The organism is Terribacillus sp. 7520-G (genome assembly GCF_002271665.1).
Lineage (GTDB): Bacteria > Bacillota > Bacilli > Bacillales > Amphibacillaceae > Terribacillus.
In genome coordinates this window covers 1-17122 of sequence record NZ_NQFP01000056.1, presented here as the reverse complement: position 1 = coordinate 17122, position 17122 = coordinate 1, and the positions used below count along the sequence as shown (strand labels likewise).

Here is a 17122-nt window from a genome sequence, read left to right as displayed (position 1 = left end):
AAGTCGAAATCCCTGATTTTTATTGAATCAGGGATTTTTTGTTGCGGAAAAAGGGGGGCTGGTATGGAAAGTGCTATAAAAAGAAACCTTGTCATACGCGAAGCTGAGATAAAAGATGCTGAAGCTTTAGCGCGGCTGAGAGTGAAAACCGATGGAGAAACAGAATATATGGATAGAGAAGAAAGAGAAGGGTATCTGTCACCGAAAGATTTCGAGGCATTGATAATCAAGGATCGGAAGGAACTGACCAATTTATGCCTTGTTGTTTGTGACAAGGGAAAAGTAGTTGGTTATTGCAGATGTGAAGGTAATGAATTAAGGCGGTTATCGCATCAAGTTACATTCGGCATTGCAATTTTAAAGGAGTATTGGGGTTATGGTATAGGCAGAAAGATGCTGGAAATGATTATTGCGTGGTCTCAAAAGCAAGAAATACATAAAATCAATCTATCTGTTCTTGCATCGAATAAACGTGCCATTCGTCTGTACGAAGCATACGGTTTTCAAATTGAAGGCTGTCTGAAAAATGATAAAAGATTGAGTGACGGCGAATTTCACGATACTGTACTTATGGCCCGGTTCTTGAACAAGTAATGCTATATCATTGTGAAAACCCTCCATCCTTAAGGATGGAGGGCATTTTTTAATTCGGAACAGATACAGCTTCCCATGCTGCATGCATGCCAGCTACTCGTCCAGTGACCATGGCAGAGGTAATATTATAACCGCCAGTATATCCATGAATATCAAGGATTTCTCCGCAGAAGTATAATCCGGGCATGAACTTAGACTGCATCGTAGTAGGAACGATTTCTTTTACGGACACACCGCCTCCTGTGACGAAGGCCTTCTCAATTGGCTGGGAACCGTTTACAGGGAAAGTAAAGCCCTTGAGCAAGCTGACGAACTGCTGCACATTTTCCCGGGAAATATTTGCTGCTTTCATATCTGGAAGTATGTTGGCCTGTTCCAAAAGGAAATCGAGATAACGTTCGGGCACAATGCCTTTCACTAAGTTACGGAATGCTTTTTTAGGCTGTCCTTGCATCATCTGTGAAAGCTCATCCATCAATACATGAGCTTTCTTGTCAGGAAGGGCATCAATATGCATGCCGACCTCTTTCCGTCCTTTCATCAGTTCCTTTACTACATATTGCGAGCAGCGCAGTACAGCAGGTCCTGAAATACCGAAATGAGTGAACAGCATGTCCATCTGATGGGTGATGATCGTTTTCCCTTTTTCGTTGAGCACACTTACAGCTACATCCCGCAGTGCAAGTCCTTGCAGCTGCTTTTGTTTGATGAAGCTGGCCGAAGAGAGCAAAGGCACTTCTGTCGGGTACAGTGTCGTGATCGTATGTCCTGCTTTCTTTGCCCATGCATAGCCATCGCCGGTACTGCCGGTATGCGGTACTGCTTTACCGCCTACAGCGACAATGACAGCCCCTGCGCTGATCTTTTCACCGTCTTTTAGGATTATCTCGTGTTTTTGCTCGCCATAGTGGATGGCTTTGACGGGTGTTTCCGTCCAGATGCGGACATGCAGCGCATCCAATCGATTAAGCAATGCCTGTACGACGGATTTAGCTGAACTGCTTACAGGGAACATCCGTCCATGATCTTCTTCCTTCAGCTTCACACCGAGATTTTCGAAGAAATCAATGATATCGTAATTGTCGAAAATAGAGAATGCACTATACAAAAACTTTCCGTTACCGGGAATATGCTTGATGACTTCATCCTGAGGCAGGCGATTCGTGACATTACATCTGCCGCCGCCTGATATCGCAAGTTTATTGCCAAGCTTCTTTCCTTTATCAATCAAAAGTGTGGAGGCTCCATGCTCCGCTGCCGATATGGCCGCCATGAGACCGGATGGACCGCCGCCTATCACTGCTACATCGTAATTCATATTGGTTGTTCTTCCTTTCTGCTGATGGGATTCAAAGGAATTCTTCCATCAGGTCTACTTTATGATAAAATAGATTCATTGGATTTTAAAGAGGAGTTAGGTGAAATAATGGCTTTGTCGACTATGATTCGCGGGACATTGCTGCTGACGGCAGCTACATTCCTGTCGAAGTTTCTCGGGATCATCTATGTTATCCCGTTCAATGCAATGGTAGGGGAATCTGGAGCAGCATTATTCAGTTATGCTTACGTTCCATACAACATTTTAATTAGTATTTCAACAATAGGTATTCCGTTAGGAGTCTCAAAATTTGTATCGAAATACAATGGAATAGGTGATTATAGGACAAGTCAGCGAGTTTTCAAGACAGGGATCTCTATTATGTCTGTCACAGGTATAGTAGCATTTTTGGCTATGTACTTTGGCGCTGATTTAATTGCATCTTGGAGTACTGGAAATGACGATAGCGGTTTTTCAACGGAAGCAGTAGCTTATGTAATAAAACTGGTCAGCTTCGCTAATTTAATTATACCGGCTATGAGTATTGTCAGAGGTTTCTTCCAAGGAAACCAATCTATGGGACCAACAGCTGTTTCCCAAGTAATAGAGCAAATCGTTCGGATTACTTTTTTGCTCTTAGCCATTTACCTTTCTTTACACGTCTTCAATCAAAACATTGCAGTTGCAGTTGGCTATGCAACATTTGCGGCGTTTATAGGAGCACTAGCTTCATGTGCAGTACTATATGTATATTGGCAGGCTCGAAAGCCGCATCTTGATAAGAAAATGAGACAACAAACAATTCAACCTGCAGCTATGTCGGACCGTACTATTATTAAAGAATTGTTGGGCTATGCTGGTCCTTTTGTGGTAACTGGTATAGCTACAACACTATATCAATTCATTGATCAGTTTACAATGCCACGTGCCCTGGAAGCAATTGGTCAAGGCGGTCAAGTTGCTGACCAACTCTTTGGGATTATAAACTTCAACGGTCATAAAATTATTACCATTCCAATGACGTTATCTATTGGATTATCACTAGCCATGGTACCAGCCATAACACGAGCATTCTTTTCTCAGAATAGAAAGCTATATCTGCAGCAAATTAATCAATCATTGCAAATTATTTTGTTTGTGATTTTTCCTGCGAGTGTAGGAATTGCTTTATTGGGAAATGAAGCCTACACAGCTTTCTATGGAACAAGCGCAGTAATAAATCTGGGAGCAGGTACGCTTATGATGTGGTATGCACCCGTAGCTTTGTTATTTGCGCTTTTTACAACTACATCATCCATTCTGCAGGGTATCAACGAACAGCGTTTCTCTGTGATTAGTTTAACAGCGGGATTATTGATGAAAATATTCTTCAACATTCCACTTATTCATGCATTCGGAGCCAAGGGAGCCATCTTTGGTACGGCGTTGGCTGTCGGCATTGCAACGGTGCTGAACTTCCTGAAGATGAAGCATGTGCTGCATTTTCCGGTGCGTCAGCTCGCAAAGCGGACATTGCTGATTTTGATTTTCACGGCAATCATGTCTGCGGTTGTGCTTCTTATCAAGTTTTTGCTTGGATTTGCCATTACATTCCAGGATGGACAGGTTGCATCGGCTGTCATCATCTTCGTCTGTGCTTTGTTTGGAGGGGGCGTATACATGATCCTATCCTATAAATCCACGCTGCTTGAACGAGTACTCGGAAATCGTATCGGGTTCCTCGATCGTTTATTGAAAAGAAGGAAGGGTTAAATGATGAGATTGGATAAGCTGCTTGCAAATATGGGATTCGGAAGCAGAAAAGAAGTGAAGTCGCTCCTTAAACAAGGAGCTATCACGGTGAATGGCGCCCAGGTCAAATCACCTTCCATCCATGTGGATGAAAAGAAAGATAATGTAAAGGTGAATGGGGAAACAGTGGAGTACAGGGAGTTCATCTATTTGATGATGCATAAGCCGCCTGGGTTGGTATCGGCAACTGAGGATAAGCGGGACGAGACCGTGGTCGATATCCTGCAGCCGGAGGATCGCATTTTTGAGCCATTCCCGGTCGGCAGGCTGGATAAGGATACGGAAGGGCTGCTGCTTTTGACAAATGACGGGACACTTGCACATCAGCTATTATCACCAAAGAAACATGTGCAGAAGCTTTATTATGCCCGCATCGACGGCGAAGTGTCCGAAAAGACGATCGGGCAGTTCCGGCAAGGTGTCACCCTGGATGATGGTTATGTCACGAAGCCTGCCATTCTCCGTATCCTGGACGCTGGTCCGGTTTCTGAAGTCGAGATAACGATCACGGAAGGCAAATTCCATCAGATTAAGCGCATGTTCGAAGCGGTCGGTATGGAAGTCATTTATTTGAAGCGATTGCGGATGGGCAGCTTGGAGCTCGATGAGGATCTTGAGCTTGGGGAATACAGGGAACTTTCTGATGAGGAACTGGACAGGCTGTTTGAGGATACAAAAAAAAGCTGATCTGCTTGCAGATCAGCTTGCCTTAAATGGTTAAGAAATGTTACATAGGTTGTACGATTTGAATCAAGAGATTTTGACTTTTTTTGAGGTCGTTGACCAAACCCCCCGATGAGGACTTTGTACTAAACCGTTATACTCCAGCACGTTCAAATCGCGCTGTACCGTACGGTCCGTAATACCAAATTCTTCAGCCAATTCAGTAGTAGAAACTGTTTCCCTTTCTCGGATGTAAAGATAGACAGCTTTTACACGGTTTAGCATTCGGGATGTTGATTGATTCAAAAAACCACTCCTTAGTTTTACATAAGAATCTGGTGCTCTAAATCTCTTTCTACCCGTATTTTACATCAATTACGCACAGAAGGCTAGGAGATAGGTTAAATTTTCTGTTAATTACCCTTTACAAGAATATTAATAAAAAATTCAGGAGGCGACAGCAATGGAAAGAATCGACTGGTATGAAAAGGCGTCAGCTTATAAGGAAGCTTATGCAGAAGTATTGAATGGACTTGTATCCATTCCAAGCGTATATGATGCATCGACAAAAACGGATAGACAGCCGTTCGGTGAAAAGATAGATGAGGCACTTTTGTATATGCTGCAAACAGGCAGTAAGGATGGTTTTTTGACCAAATATGTCGACGGCTATGCGGGGCATATCGAGTATGGAAAGGGAGATGGATTGGTAGGTGTACTTGGACATTTGGATGTCGTACCTGCCGACGGAGACTGGACATATGGTGCCTTCCATCCGACATTGGCAGAAAATCGCCTTTTCGGGAGAGGGATGTTGGATGATAAGGGACCTGTTGTAGCAGCATATTTTGCCATGAAGCTCCTGAAGGATATGGGGTATGAACCGAAAAAGCGTATTCGCCTGATCATGGGGACAGACGAAGAACGGGATTGGCAATGCATGGAGTATTACTTCCAGCACGAGGAAATGCCGGATACCGGATTTACCCCGGATGCGGACTTCCCGCTCATTTATGCGGAAAAAGGAATCATCGATGGCTATATCTCGCTTCCTCCAGCGACGTACCAAGACGATATGCTTCGACTGGAGCAGTTCGAAGGCGGAAAGGCACTAAATATGGTTCCGGGTCAAGCGGAGGCACTTCTTTCGGGGAAGGGCCTGGAGAAGGTGGAAGAAGCATTTGCAGCACATCTTGCTGCTGAAGGGTTGATCGGCAGTACAGAAACCAAAGAAAATACTATCCTGCTCAGCATGTCCGGCAAAGCTGCCCATGGCTCCACCCCGGAGAAAGGAAGCAATGCAGTAGTGGCTTTGGCAAAATTCCTTGTAACCCTTCCGCTGCACGACCATGTAACAGGAAAGCTGAACTGGCTAGTCAAAAAATTCGCGGATTACCACGGGAATGGCATCGATCTAGGACTCTCAGATGAAGTCTCTGGTCCATTGACGCTTAATCTCGGGGAATTCAGCATGAAAGATGGCGTGTCCTGGAAGATTGGGGTGAATATTCGATATCCTGTCACAGCAGCCTATGATACGGTCACTGCCAGATTGTCTGCGCAGCTTGCAGAAGCAGGGGCCGAATTCCAGGAAACATCTCATTTAGCTTCCCTTTATGTAGAAAAGGATGATCCGCTGGTTCAAACATTGCTTGATGTGTACCGACGTCAAACAGGCGATCAAACCGATATTTTGGCGATCGGCGGGGGCACCTATGCACGAGCGATGAAAAAAGGGGTCGCTTTCGGGCCTCTTTTCCCTGGTTCACCGGACAGTGCCCATCAGCAAGATGAGCACATACTGCTTGAGGATATGCTGCGGGCCATTGCCATCTATGCAGAAGCGTTATATCTGCTGACAAAGGATGCGCATAGATAATGCAGGCAGATACGAAAAGGACATATCGGACTTTACAATATTTTTATCTGGCAGCTTTCTTATCCAATGGATCGTTATTTCCGCTCCTGGCTGTTTTCCTGCAAGAAGAAAAACAGCTCGATCCTGTTCTTGTGGGGCTCATAGTAGCTGCGATACCGCTGGTGAATACCGTTATGGAGCCTGTCTGGGGTCTGCTGAGCGATTATACCAAGAAACCATTGCGCCTGCTTGCAGCAGCATTAGCTGCTGCCGCTGCGCTTGCTTTCATTTATTTATTTTATGACCATTATGCATTGCTATTGCTTGGTATGCTGGCTATCGCGGTTTTCCAGGCGGCTGTCATTCCGTTATCGGACAGTATGGCTTTAAGCTTTGTCGAGCGCAATCAGCTTGAGTATGGGAATATCCGATTATGGGGAGCGATCGGATTTGCTGCCGCTTCCTTCCTGCTGGGGTACATAACCGATTTTGTCGGGACGTTGGATGTAATTTTCGTTGCTTATGGTCTGTTCCTTCTGCTTGCGCTTCCAGCATTGCGCAGGTTTCCGAGGCAAGGCTATGATATAGCGACGGTGTCGATGAAGGAAGGCTTGCGCACCTTGCGTAAAAACAAACCATTCCTATTCTTTCTCGTTTCCAACTTCCTTATTTTCGGGCCGATCCTGGCAAATAATTTCTATTTCGGAACATTCATTTTAGCAGCCGGTGGCACACTAAGTGCTGTCGGTATCGCCTTCTTTTTGGGAGCGGGCAGTGAAGCGCCATTTATGAAACTTGCCCATCGGATCATCGGGAAGATGAGTGTCCTCCATGTTGTCATATTAAGTGCTGCAGTATCCGGGGCAAGATGGGTTTTATACATGTTCGACCCGCCGCTAGCTGTCATTTTCATCACCACCATCATTCAGGGGCTGTCGATAGGACTCTATGTACCTGCCGCTTTGCTTTACATTAGAGGTGCCGCTCCTTCTTCCGTCCAAGCAACAGCCATTGCGCTTTATTCTGCGGTCGGAACAGGACTTGGCAATGCACTCTTCAACCTGATGGGCGGCATGATCCTGGAAATTGCGACAGTTTATCATATGTACGCTTTGTTTGCTGCAACCACTTTCGCAGGTGTTGGAATCTTGTTCATCGTGCAAAGAATGAAGGGTACAGCAGAAGGGAAAAGAGGAATAGCATGAGTACACATCATTTCATTGGAATCGGTCTGAACGAATCGATCCAAGCAGCGTTGGCTGAGTGGCAGTCAGAACTGAAATCATATGTTCCGATGAAACAATGGCCGAGACCGGAGGAATTCCATATTACATTGCAATTCCTTGGGCCTGCAGAAGAAGAACAGCTGAATCAGATAAAGGAAGCCTGGCAAGACGCAGATTTCGGTAAAGCTTTTTCCTTGGAAGCTGCCGGGATCGATGTGTTTGGCAGCCCGAAGCAGCCACGTGTCGTCTGGGCCGGTGTAAAGCCATTCGATCGGCTACAAGCATTGCAGCAAAAAGTGACGGCGAGTACGAAGGGAGCGGGCTTCCAGGTTGAAAATCGTCCGTATCGTCCGCATATCACACTCGGGAAAAAATGGGGAGCAGGTAAAGTAGAGGGGCAGCTGCCGCTGCTGGATAAGCGTCTGGCTTCACCGATCATGGTGGAGAAGGTGACGCTTTACCGAATCGAACCGGGTAAACGTCCGAAATACGTACCTGTACTGGTCAAAGATCTGGAGAGGGAGTGAATTGGTGTGGCGCAATTGATCAAGCTGCATGAATATATATCACGATATGAACAGAATCCTTACCGATATCCTGGTCAATTCATCAAACTGAAAAAAGAGAATTGGGGAAAAATGCACAGGGAATGGGAGCGCAAGCAAGCTGCTCCTGCTCCCTTCATCATAGGGGAAGAGAAGGAAGAACCAAGCAGAAAGCCATGGTTTCGAGTATTCAGCAAAAAAGATGATGAAATGGAGGAGCCCGATCCTGCTCCTGTCTATATAGCACCGACGGAACAGGCTCTGAAGCAGGATTACCTGGAGGAGCTTTTTGAATTTCAATTGACATGGGCAACGTCCACCATAGGGGAGTTTTCTTTTTATGATCACAAGTTCAAGGACGATCCGGTCCTCCGCTACTTTTTAAAACGATTCCCCGATACATTCTTTGTCATGTATAAACCCGTATTCGAAGTGAAGCAGACAACCATGGAGACAGATACAATCCTTATCCATCCATTAGGCATCGAGATCATTTCTGTATTGGAGGATAAGCCCGATGTGTTATTCTGGGCTTCTGATAATCGAACTTGGAAAAGGGAATCCAAGGGGCAGTTTACCAACTTCCTCAATCCGATGCTTTCCTTGAACAGGACAGAGAAGCTGATACAGGGCATCCTGAAAAAACACGACATCGAGCTGCCTGTGAAAAAAATAGTCTTGAGCAGGGAAAATCAGATTAGGTTTGCGACGGAGCCTCGAAACACACTGTTTATCGATACCAATAGGCATACCGCTTGGCTGATGGCCAAGCGACAGGAACAGCTGGCGTTGAAACATGTACAGCTCCGCGCCAGTGAAGTGCTGCTGGAGCAAGCTTATACCAAAGCTGTTGCCCGCCCAGAATGGGAAACGAGAGAAAACGAAGAATTTTTTAGTTAAATAAACTGTTTTTAAGCAGTACCATATTGATAAAACCATAGAAAATGTTGTAATCTTAAGTATGTCTGTCGAATTTGTTCGGGAATGTACTTGCCTTGTGTCACGCTGGGCTTGTTTACAGCTAGTAATGCAGAGCGATTGCACTAGGAAAGTAGGAATGAACGGTGAATTGGTTAGAACACATACTGGGGAATGAGTGGAAGATTGCTCCTGCTGGCGGTGTTACAGGAGAGGCCTATTATGCAAAAAGCGGAGATCGTCAGCTATTCCTGAAGCGCAATTCTTCTCCATTTTTGGCAGTCCTTTCAGCGGAAGGGATCGTGCCGAAACTTGTATGGACAAAGCGGATGGAAAATGGGGATGTGATCACTGCACAGGAATGGCTGCTGGGACGCGGTCTGACTTTCTCCGAAATGAGCGATCCGCGGGTGGCCAAGCTGCTCAGTAAGATCCATCATTCGTCCGAGATGCTGAATATGCTGATGCGGATGGGCAAAAAGCCCTTGCAGCCAGAAGCCAAAATGGAAGAGCTGCGGGAAAAAGCAGCTGGCTTCCAAGATCGGCTGCCTGCTTTGGAAACAGTACTGAAGAGACTGGAGCAATTCTTACCTGAGATGCCGGATCAGTTATTGGCTGTCTGCCATTTTGATATCGATCATAATAATTGGATGATAAGCCAGCATGATGAGCTGTACTTGGTGGACTGGGACAGTGCCCTTATCGCCGACCCGGCCGCTGACATCGGAATGCTGCTGAGAAAATACGTTCGATTACCTGATTGGGAAGCTTGGATGAACGCTTATGGGAAGCCGCTTGATGACGGACTTCTTAAACGCATTTATTGGTATGAAGCAGCCCGTATCATCATGTCTTTGCGCGATGATAATGTGGAGCGCAAAACAAAAGAATTGGCACAGCTGCTTATGGAAGTGAAGCAACTGACCTGCTAACCTTGAAAGCTGTCGATTGTCTCTACCCAATCCTCGAGCTGTTCTCTGTTCGTTGTGATATGCGCATTGATATCGGCGGCTTTTTCACCCGCAGTACTGTACGAATGGATACTGGGAAGCAGGGCAAGCAGCTCCTGCTGATCAGTTGATTTATTGGATAAGATGGAACGGGCCAGGCGGGATATTTGCTCGCATTCGGATTTGCTCCCGCAGCAGGATTCGCAATGCTCGCTCAGGATATCCCGCAGCAGGCTTAGTTGGTTTTGAACGGAAAGTGACATTGATTTTCCCCTCCTTCCTGAGGATAGCGTTTGCGTTTTAGCACCAAACTATGCAGGAGGGAAGGGCAGAAATAGGAGTGAGGTATATGCGTGTGCGCCATAAACCTTGGGCAGACGATTATTTGAAGGAAAATAATCATATTGTGATCCCGGAACCGAATAATCATAAAGGCAAATGGCGGGAATTATTCGGTAATGATAAACCGCTGCATGTAGAGATCGGATCAGGCAAGGGGCAATTCATCACTGGTATGGCTGCTCAGCATCCGGAATATAATTTCATCGGAATCGAATTGGCCAAAAGCATCATCGTAACAGCCGTGGAGAAAGCTGCCGAGGCAGCTCTTCCAAATGTCCGGCTCCTGAATGAGAATGCTGCTGATTTCCGTGAGCTGTTCGAGGAGAACGAAGTGGATACCATCTATTTGAATTTCTCTGATCCATGGCCGAAGAATAAGCACGAAAAACGTCGTTTGACATATAAATCCTTCCTGGAGCAATACAAATCCGTATTGAAGGATGATGGAGAAGTTATTTTCAAGACGGATAACCAGAAGCTGTTCGAATATAGTTTATCCAGCTTTTCCCGATTCGGTATGATATTGCAGGAAGTGAAGCTGGATTTGCATGCGGAAAATGATCCGCTGAATGTAAAAACGGAATATGAAGAGAAATTTTCCTCCCGCGGCTATCGAATCTATCGTGCTGTCGCCACATTTCAATAGAAGGAAACAAAAAACCCGGCAGAGCCGGGTTTATTTTTTAGGATGCCGTTTCTACAGCATCGATGACTGATCCAGTTTCTGCATCGACGAAGAACTCGTATTGAGCAGGTTTTCCATCGATTGTACGTGAGATACCGCCACGGTAAACAGTGTACGTGAGGCCGTGCTTCACTTTTTCTTCCGGTTTCATGTAGATCCAAGAACCGCTGATCGGACCTTCTTTCTTGAATGCTTCTTTAGCGAATTTAAGCGCCTTTTCCGGAGTTACTTTTTGTTGTTTTGCAATCTGCTTTTGGATCAAGTATCCAGCTGCAAGGCCAGCACCTACGATTGCTGCTGTTTTCTTAACGCCCATTTTGGTCACCTCTTCAACATAAGTTATATTCTATTATAGCTCATTGCCAAAGAAATATAAAACGAAACAACCTTTATGGCAACTTGCGGATCAATAGTTTACAATAGATATACAATAGTCTGACAAAAAGGGAGTACATAAGTATGAATCAAAAAACGATGGATTTATTCAAACAGCTGACTGAACTGCAGGCAGCACCAGGGAATGAACAGCTCATGCGAGCCTTTATGAAAGATAGACTGAAGCCATACTCTGATGAGATCATCCAAGATAAGCTTGGGGGCGTCTTCGGCGTAAAGAAAGGCACTGGACCCAAGGTGATGGTTGCCGGGCATATGGATGAGGTCGGTTTCATGGTGACGGGTATCACACCGAATGGGCTGCTCCGATTCCAAACCTTGGGAGGCTGGTGGAGTCAGGTCCTGCTTGCACAGCGCGTACAGGTCATGACGGAAGAGGGACCGATTCCAGGGGTAATAAGCTCCACACCGCCGCATTTGCTGACACCGGAACAGCGCAGCAAGCCTGCTTCGATTGATAGCATGCTGATCGATATCGGTGCGGATGATGAACGGGATGCGTATGAGCTTGGTGTCAAACTCGGGCAGCAAATCGTGCCATACATGCCGTTCACGCCAATGGCGAATGAGAAGAAAATCCTGGCGAAAGCCTGGGATAACCGTTATGGCTGCGGCTTGGCGCTGGAATTGATGGAAGAGGTATCTGGGGAAACATTGCCGAATCAGTTGTATGCTGGTGCGACAGTGCAGGAGGAAGTGGGCCTTCGCGGCGCGCAAGTAGCTTCCAATATGATCGATCCGGATATTTTTTATGCGCTGGATGCTTCGCCTGCAAATGATGTGGGAGGGGATAAGCAAGCTTTCGGTCATCTTGGGCAGGGTGCGCTTTTACGTATTTTTGATGGTACGATGATCATGAATCGGAATATGCGTGAATTCATTCTTGATACTGCGGAATCCAATGATATCAACTACCAATATTATGTCGGCAAAGGCGGTACGGATGCCGGGCGCGTCCATTTGGCCCATGAAGGCGTTCCATCAGCAGTGATCGGAATCGTATCCCGTTATGTACATACAAGTGCAAGTATCATCCATGTGGATGATTATGCGGCTGCAAAAGAGTTATTGATCAAGCTTGTCCGTGCAACGGATCAGTCGACAGTGGACCTTATTACTGCAAACGATTGATTGGACTGGAAAGGAAGCGCAATGCATGAAATTGATAATCGGGTCTAAGAATCCTGCTAAAGTAAATGCAGTCTCGGCTGTATTCCGTGATACATGGACATTGGAAAGTGCAGCGGTTGATTCTGGTGTAAGCGCCCAGCCGATGAGTGACGAGGAAACGCGCCTTGGCGCCATTCAGCGAGCCCTGGCCTGCCTCGAGTCACCTGGAGCAGCTGCGGGGATCGGTCTGGAAGGCGGCGTCACGGAGATGGATGATGGACTCTACATCTGTAACTGGGGCGCGTTGGCTGTCGGGGATAAAGTATGGAGTGCAAGTGGTGCCAAGCTGCTCCTGCCGGATTTCATCGCTGACCAGGTTCGAAAAGGGGAAGAACTGGGACCAGTCATGCGGGCATTCACAAGCAGGCAGGATATTTCATCGACCGATGGAGCTGTCGGTGTCTTTACAGAAGGCCATATGTCCCGCGCGGCAATGTTTGAACATATATGTCTTTTATTGAAAGGTCAATACGCCTTTTATATGGCGAATGAAAAGAAGGAAGCGGACTATTAAGTCCTGCTTCCTTCTTTGTTTATGAGGTTTGTTTCCATTCTGGCTCATCATCAGGGAAAGCATGCTCTTTATCATCCATTTCTTGGCTGTCGGTATGGGAAGCAGGCGGCATTTCTTTTGTTTCATCATTTCCTGATCCATCTTCCGGAATGTAGCCCAGGTCGAATTGAGCCACCTCGTCAGCCAAATCCTTGGCCAGCTGCTGCAGCTGAGATGCAGCGTTTGTCAGGATATCGATCGATTCTGCTTGTGTATCACTAGATGATGCTACCTCCTGTGCTGCAGAGGCTGCTTCATCAGCAATCTGATTGATGTGACCAAGCATGTCCGCCACAGTCTCATTACTTGATGCAACTTCTGCGACAGAAGAAGAGATATCCTGCATCTTAGCGTTACCTTGCTTCAATTGTCGGTGGATGCGCTCAAAAGCATTCGTCGTTTCTGCAACGCTTGCTGCCTGCAATCGCTGATAGGCGTCAAAGGCTTTGGCTTCATCGGCCAAACCGTTCATTTGCTGATTCATAGCTCCTACAAGTTCATGGATTTGCTGCGCTTCCTGTTTGGAACGTTCCGCCAGTTTCTTCACTTCATCGGCAACGACAGCGAATCCGCGTCCATGCTCGCCTGCACGAGCCGATTCGATTGCAGCATTGAGCGCCAGCAAGTTCGTGCTTTCTGAAATCTCTTCAATTGTCTGTACAATGGTGCGGATATGATTCGCCTGCTCTACTGCAAGCTGGATTTCAGCAGTCAGTTTTTGAGCTAGTTTCAAGAAGCTGTCAGAGGTCTCATGCAGCTGCTGCATTTGTTGGATACCAGTGCTTCCTTCCATCTCCGCCTGCTTCATTGCCCCTTCGACCTCCAGTGTTTCAGCTTTCATCGAAGTGATGGCATGGCGGACCTTCTCAAGCATAGCATTGCTTTCCTCAAGCTGAGCGGCTTGGTTTTGTGCTCCTCCAGCAACTTGACCGATTGCTTGATTCACTTCTTCATACTGGGCTGCTGTCTGCTGCGAAGCAGCCGCCAAATAGGAGGAAGAATCGTCCAATACTTCTGAAGCTTCCTTCACCTTCGCCATCGATTGCTCCATCTTTGCTGCCATCTGATTGAAAGTAGTACCTAATTCAGCCATCTCATCCTTCGTTGTAATTGGCACACGGTATGCCAGGTTGCCATTTCCAATTATCCCTGCAGCCTCTTTCAGCTGACGGATCGAGTTTGAAATCGCGCGGATAAGCGGCCAGCCAGTGCAAAGTACGAGAAGGAAGCTGAGAATGATGACGGTAAGCAAGAGGATGCCGAGAGTTGCTGATGTTTTTTCATTCGTTTGTTTTAAATTGTTTGTCTGGTCTATTGCTGTTTCACCGACGCTGTCCACTGTCGTTGTCACTTCCAGGGCAGCTGTCTCGAAATTCGCAGCCAGTTCCGATGCCTGGCTGCGTGTATTCGTCAGCGTGGACATGGCTGATGTATATTTCAATAGACTGGAATTAATGTCATTGACAGCATCACCGTTTAAATCCGAATCCGAGATTGCTGTCTTGAACGCTTGTACTGCTTCGTCGAATGCTTTTTTATCCGGAGCTTCGCCATTGGGTGGCTGTATGACTCCTTTCTCGGCTTCGGTGACAGTTTCCAATGCGGCAGAAACGTCATCCCCGGCACCTTCGGCAATGCTGTGGAAATCATCAGAGGCATCACTGATGATTTTGCGGAGTCCTTCATCGGAAGTGTACCCGATCGTTTCATTCATACTTGTCACTTTCTCAAGCTCATCCTGGTAGGTAGCCGCGCTATCCCCTATTTGTGTAAAGTATGCTTTTAAATCTTCATTTTCTTTGTAATTCTCCTCATATGTAGCTGCTTGCTTGCGGATACTTTCGATGGCACCCACAACGGCTTCTGCATTGGATGAGGAAGGCTGTGAGAAATATATGTCTTGTTTATCCAGTGTATCCAGCATATCGTCCTTGATGTATTGACTTGATACATATGCTTCCTGATACTGCTGCGTCTTCTCCGACATGTTGTTTTGCTGGTGAAAATAATAATAGGTAAAAGCTCCAAGCACTGCAATGCTTGCTAGTGATAAAAACATGATCAAGCGTATCCGCTGGCGTATAGTATGCATTTGCTGCCCCCTTTTTTGTACTGTCGTGTGCTCTTTTTAATTATAGGTATAACTTACTAAATTTACAATAAATTTATAAAAGTTAGATAATGATATTGGGTGATTAGACCTGGATGTGTGAACCGTTAAGTTTTGTCTGGGTCTAAAGGGAGGAGGAACGACAAGTCAGCGCAGGATATTCGCAATTGCCACTGCGCTCTGATAAAATGTAGAAAAACGATGATGGGGGCTTTAAAGTTGAAACAGTTAGAATCAGAAGCACAGCTAAAAGAAATTCTTGAAAAAGGTAAAACAATATTGATGTTTTCGGCTGATTGGTGTCCGGACTGCCGTATAATCGAGCCGGAACTCCCAGGGATCGAAGCAAAATACAGCGAATATGAATTCATTCACGTGGACCGTGATCAGTTCATCGATGTTTGTCAACAATACGATGTATTCGGCATTCCTAGTTTCATTGCGTTCAGCAATGGCGAAGAAACCGGACGATTCGTATCCAAGGACCGTAAGTCGAAAGAGGAAATCGAATCCTTCATCGAATCCTTACCGCAATAACTGCAAGGAGTATAACTTATGAAAATGACGGCTTTGAAAATGAAACGAAAACTGGAGGATCGTCTGCAGGATCCAGCTTGGCGCACATCCTACGATCGGGATAAAAGTAAATTCCGAGTGGAATGGCAGGATACGAAGGAAGGCGTGACGCTCGCTCTCCCCAATATAATTGCCAAGTACGAGACGCGAGGCGAAAAAGCACTTGATGAGCTCGAACAGCATGTAAAAGAGGCTCTGCGTGTCATGCATGAAGAGCAGCATCTGGAGGGAAATGAACAGCATGTCTTTCCGGTGATACGGGCAACGTCTTTTCCTTCCAAGACAAAATCGGGCCTGAAGATGGTATATTCGGAACATACGGCAGAAACAAGGATCTACTATGCATTGGATCTTGGCAAGTCGTACAGGCTCATCGACGAACAAATGATGGAAGAGCAGGGATGGACAATCGAACGTCTTCGGGAAATTGCTGCGTTCAATGCGAGAAGTCTCTCCACGGAGCTCAAGGAAGACAGGGTGGCAGGAAACTCCTTTTATTTCATTGCAACACAGGATGGATACGATGCCAGCCGTATACTGAATGAGTCGCTGCTGGAAGGATTCCGTGCCAATGCAAAAGGAGATGTGCTTGTTGCTGTCCCTCACCAGGATGTCCTGATTCTGGCGGATATTGAAAATAAGACTGGTTATGATATATTAGCTCAAGTAACCATGAAATATTTCGCAGAAGGCCGTGTACCAATCACATCTTTGCCATTCATCTATGAAGAAAAGAAATTGGAGCCAGTATTCATCATGGCGCGCAATAGACCGGAGTCTGCCAAGGGAGAGGAAAAGTAAGATGCAAGCTTTTTATAACAAACAAGGAATCGGTGACGTATTGCTGATCGCCCTTAAGCAAGGAGATCGTCATTCCATTAAAGAAGAAAGATTCGGTGATGTTGTCCGGATTTCCGATAAGGATGGCCTGGTTGGCTATAATGTATTCCAGGCTTCGGAATACTTGAAAATCACGACGGCCGGCAGGGTGCAGGCCGATGAAGGATTCGCCGGCAGGATTCGTGAAATCTTCCAGCAAAATAAATTGGACGATGCATTCGAGGTGGATTTGACTCCTAAGTTCGTCGTAGGCTATGTCAAACAGAAGGAAAAGCACAGCAATGCCGATAAGCTGAGTGTCTGCCAAGTGGATCTTGGTGATGAGACCGTTCAGATTGTATGTGGCGCACCGAATGTCGATGCAGGACAGAAAGTGGTCGTGGCCAAAGTCGGAGCCATCATGCCGAGCGGCTTGGAAATCAAAGCCGGCAACTTGCGCGGTGAGGATAGCTTCGGTATGATTTGCTCCCAGAAAGAACTGGGTCTGCCAAACGCACCGGAAGAAAAAGGGATATATGTACTGGACGATTCCTACGAAGTCGGCCAAGTTTTCGAGTTTTAATAGGGAAAAAGCACCGGATGAAAAA

Annotated in this window: 19 protein-coding genes; 14 read left to right on the top strand and 5 right to left on the bottom strand. The window is 46.2% G+C overall.

All coding sequences use genetic code 11. The features are described 5' to 3' along the window. The first annotated feature begins 63 nt into the window (after positions 1-63). Positions 64-594: a GNAT family N-acetyltransferase gene (locus CHH53_RS16720; RefSeq protein ID WP_095217274.1), complete on the top strand. Its 531-nt coding sequence runs from the start codon at positions 64-66 to the stop codon at positions 592-594. Between the two features lie 49 nt (positions 595-643). On the opposite strand, the gene CHH53_RS16715 is transcribed toward CHH53_RS16720, so the two are convergent. Continuing rightward, positions 644-1912 carry a BaiN/RdsA family NAD(P)/FAD-dependent oxidoreductase gene (locus CHH53_RS16715; protein ID WP_095217273.1) on the bottom strand — a complete coding sequence of 423 codons (1269 nt, stop codon included), beginning with the start codon at positions 1910-1912 and terminating at the stop codon, positions 644-646. A gap of 108 nt (positions 1913-2020) precedes the next feature. On the opposite strand from CHH53_RS16715, the gene CHH53_RS16710 reads away from it, so the two are divergent. Both CHH53_RS16710 and CHH53_RS16705 read left to right on the top strand, forming a co-directional pair. Next, positions 2021-3664 carry a putative polysaccharide biosynthesis protein gene (locus CHH53_RS16710; RefSeq protein ID WP_198946071.1) on the top strand — a complete coding sequence of 548 codons (1644 nt, stop codon included), beginning with the start codon at positions 2021-2023 and terminating at the stop codon, positions 3662-3664. 3 nt (positions 3665-3667) lie between these two features. Continuing rightward, positions 3668-4390, top strand: a complete 723-nt coding sequence (locus CHH53_RS16705; protein WP_095217275.1) for a pseudouridine synthase — start codon at positions 3668-3670, stop codon at positions 4388-4390. A 63-nt stretch (positions 4391-4453) separates the two neighbouring features. Here the strand turns inward: CHH53_RS16705 and CHH53_RS16700 are convergent, their stop codons facing one another. Continuing rightward, complete coding sequence (locus CHH53_RS16700) at positions 4454-4672, bottom strand: DeoR family transcriptional regulator (RefSeq protein ID WP_093728766.1); 219 nt, start codon at positions 4670-4672, stop codon at positions 4454-4456. Between the two features lie 157 nt (positions 4673-4829). Here CHH53_RS16700 and pepV point away from each other — a divergent pair, with 157 nt between their 5' ends. From pepV to CHH53_RS16675, 5 genes are all read left to right on the top strand, one after another. Then, positions 4830-6245 (top strand): dipeptidase PepV, encoded by a 1416-nt coding sequence (gene pepV, locus CHH53_RS16695; protein ID WP_095217272.1) that lies wholly within the window; start codon positions 4830-4832, stop codon positions 6243-6245. Then, positions 6245-7429 carry an MFS transporter gene (locus tag CHH53_RS16690; protein ID WP_095217271.1) on the top strand — a complete coding sequence of 395 codons (1185 nt, stop codon included), beginning with the start codon at positions 6245-6247 and terminating at the stop codon, positions 7427-7429. Before pepV ends, CHH53_RS16690 begins: the two co-directional genes overlap by 1 nt. Then, entirely contained in the window at positions 7426-7977 is a 552-nt protein-coding gene (gene thpR / locus CHH53_RS16685) for an RNA 2',3'-cyclic phosphodiesterase (protein ID WP_095217270.1), read from the top strand. The genes CHH53_RS16690 and thpR overlap by 4 nt, the downstream gene beginning before the upstream one ends. A 6-nt stretch (positions 7978-7983) precedes the next feature. Further along, on the top strand, positions 7984-8895 hold the full coding sequence (locus CHH53_RS16680; protein WP_095217269.1) for a nuclease-related domain-containing protein: 912 nt from the start codon (positions 7984-7986) through the stop codon (positions 8893-8895). Between the two features lie 164 nt (positions 8896-9059). Beyond that, positions 9060-9845, top strand: a complete 786-nt coding sequence (locus CHH53_RS16675; RefSeq protein WP_095217268.1) for a phosphotransferase family protein — start codon at positions 9060-9062, stop codon at positions 9843-9845. Here the strand turns inward: CHH53_RS16675 and CHH53_RS16670 are convergent. Next, entirely contained in the window at positions 9842-10126 is a 285-nt protein-coding gene (locus CHH53_RS16670) for a YtzH-like family protein (protein ID WP_095217267.1), read from the bottom strand. The genes CHH53_RS16675 and CHH53_RS16670 overlap by 4 nt on opposite strands. Before the next feature lie 86 nt (positions 10127-10212). On the opposite strand from CHH53_RS16670, the gene trmB reads away from it, so the two are divergent. Next, positions 10213-10851 carry a tRNA (guanosine(46)-N7)-methyltransferase TrmB gene (gene trmB, locus CHH53_RS16665; protein ID WP_095217266.1) on the top strand — a complete coding sequence of 213 codons (639 nt, stop codon included), beginning with the start codon at positions 10213-10215 and terminating at the stop codon, positions 10849-10851. A gap of 37 nt (positions 10852-10888) precedes the next feature. Here the strand turns inward: trmB and CHH53_RS16660 are convergent, their stop codons facing one another. Beyond that, on the bottom strand, positions 10889-11206 hold the full coding sequence (locus CHH53_RS16660) for a PepSY domain-containing protein (protein WP_095217265.1): 318 nt from the start codon (positions 11204-11206) through the stop codon (positions 10889-10891). Between the two features lie 143 nt (positions 11207-11349). Between CHH53_RS16660 and CHH53_RS16655 the strand changes: the two genes are divergently transcribed. Beyond that, positions 11350-12417: a M42 family metallopeptidase gene (locus CHH53_RS16655; protein WP_095217264.1), complete on the top strand. Its 1068-nt coding sequence runs from the start codon at positions 11350-11352 to the stop codon at positions 12415-12417. Between the two features lie 25 nt (positions 12418-12442). Then, positions 12443-12970, top strand: coding sequence for a DUF84 family protein (locus CHH53_RS16650; protein WP_095217263.1), 528 nt, complete (start codon positions 12443-12445; stop codon positions 12968-12970). Positions 12971-12989: 19 nt separating this feature from the next. On the opposite strand, the gene CHH53_RS16645 is transcribed toward CHH53_RS16650, so the two are convergent. After that, a complete protein-coding gene (locus CHH53_RS16645) occupies positions 12990-15101 on the bottom strand; it encodes a methyl-accepting chemotaxis protein (protein WP_095217262.1) in 2112 nt (703 codons plus the stop codon). Between the two features lie 237 nt (positions 15102-15338). Between CHH53_RS16645 and CHH53_RS16640 the strand changes: the two genes are divergently transcribed. Genes CHH53_RS16640 through ytpR form a run of 3 tightly spaced genes read left to right on the top strand, consistent with a single transcriptional unit; the run spans position 15339 to position 17097 of the window. Next, complete coding sequence (locus tag CHH53_RS16640) at positions 15339-15656, top strand: thioredoxin family protein (RefSeq protein ID WP_095217261.1); 318 nt, start codon at positions 15339-15341, stop codon at positions 15654-15656. A gap of 18 nt (positions 15657-15674) precedes the next feature. After that, entirely contained in the window at positions 15675-16496 is an 822-nt protein-coding gene (locus CHH53_RS16635; RefSeq protein ID WP_095217260.1) for a DUF1444 domain-containing protein, read from the top strand. A gap of 1 nt (position 16497) precedes the next feature. Then, positions 16498-17097: a YtpR family tRNA-binding protein gene (gene ytpR / locus CHH53_RS16630; RefSeq protein ID WP_095217259.1), complete on the top strand. Its 600-nt coding sequence runs from the start codon at positions 16498-16500 to the stop codon at positions 17095-17097. Positions 17098-17122: the final 25 nt, after the last annotated feature.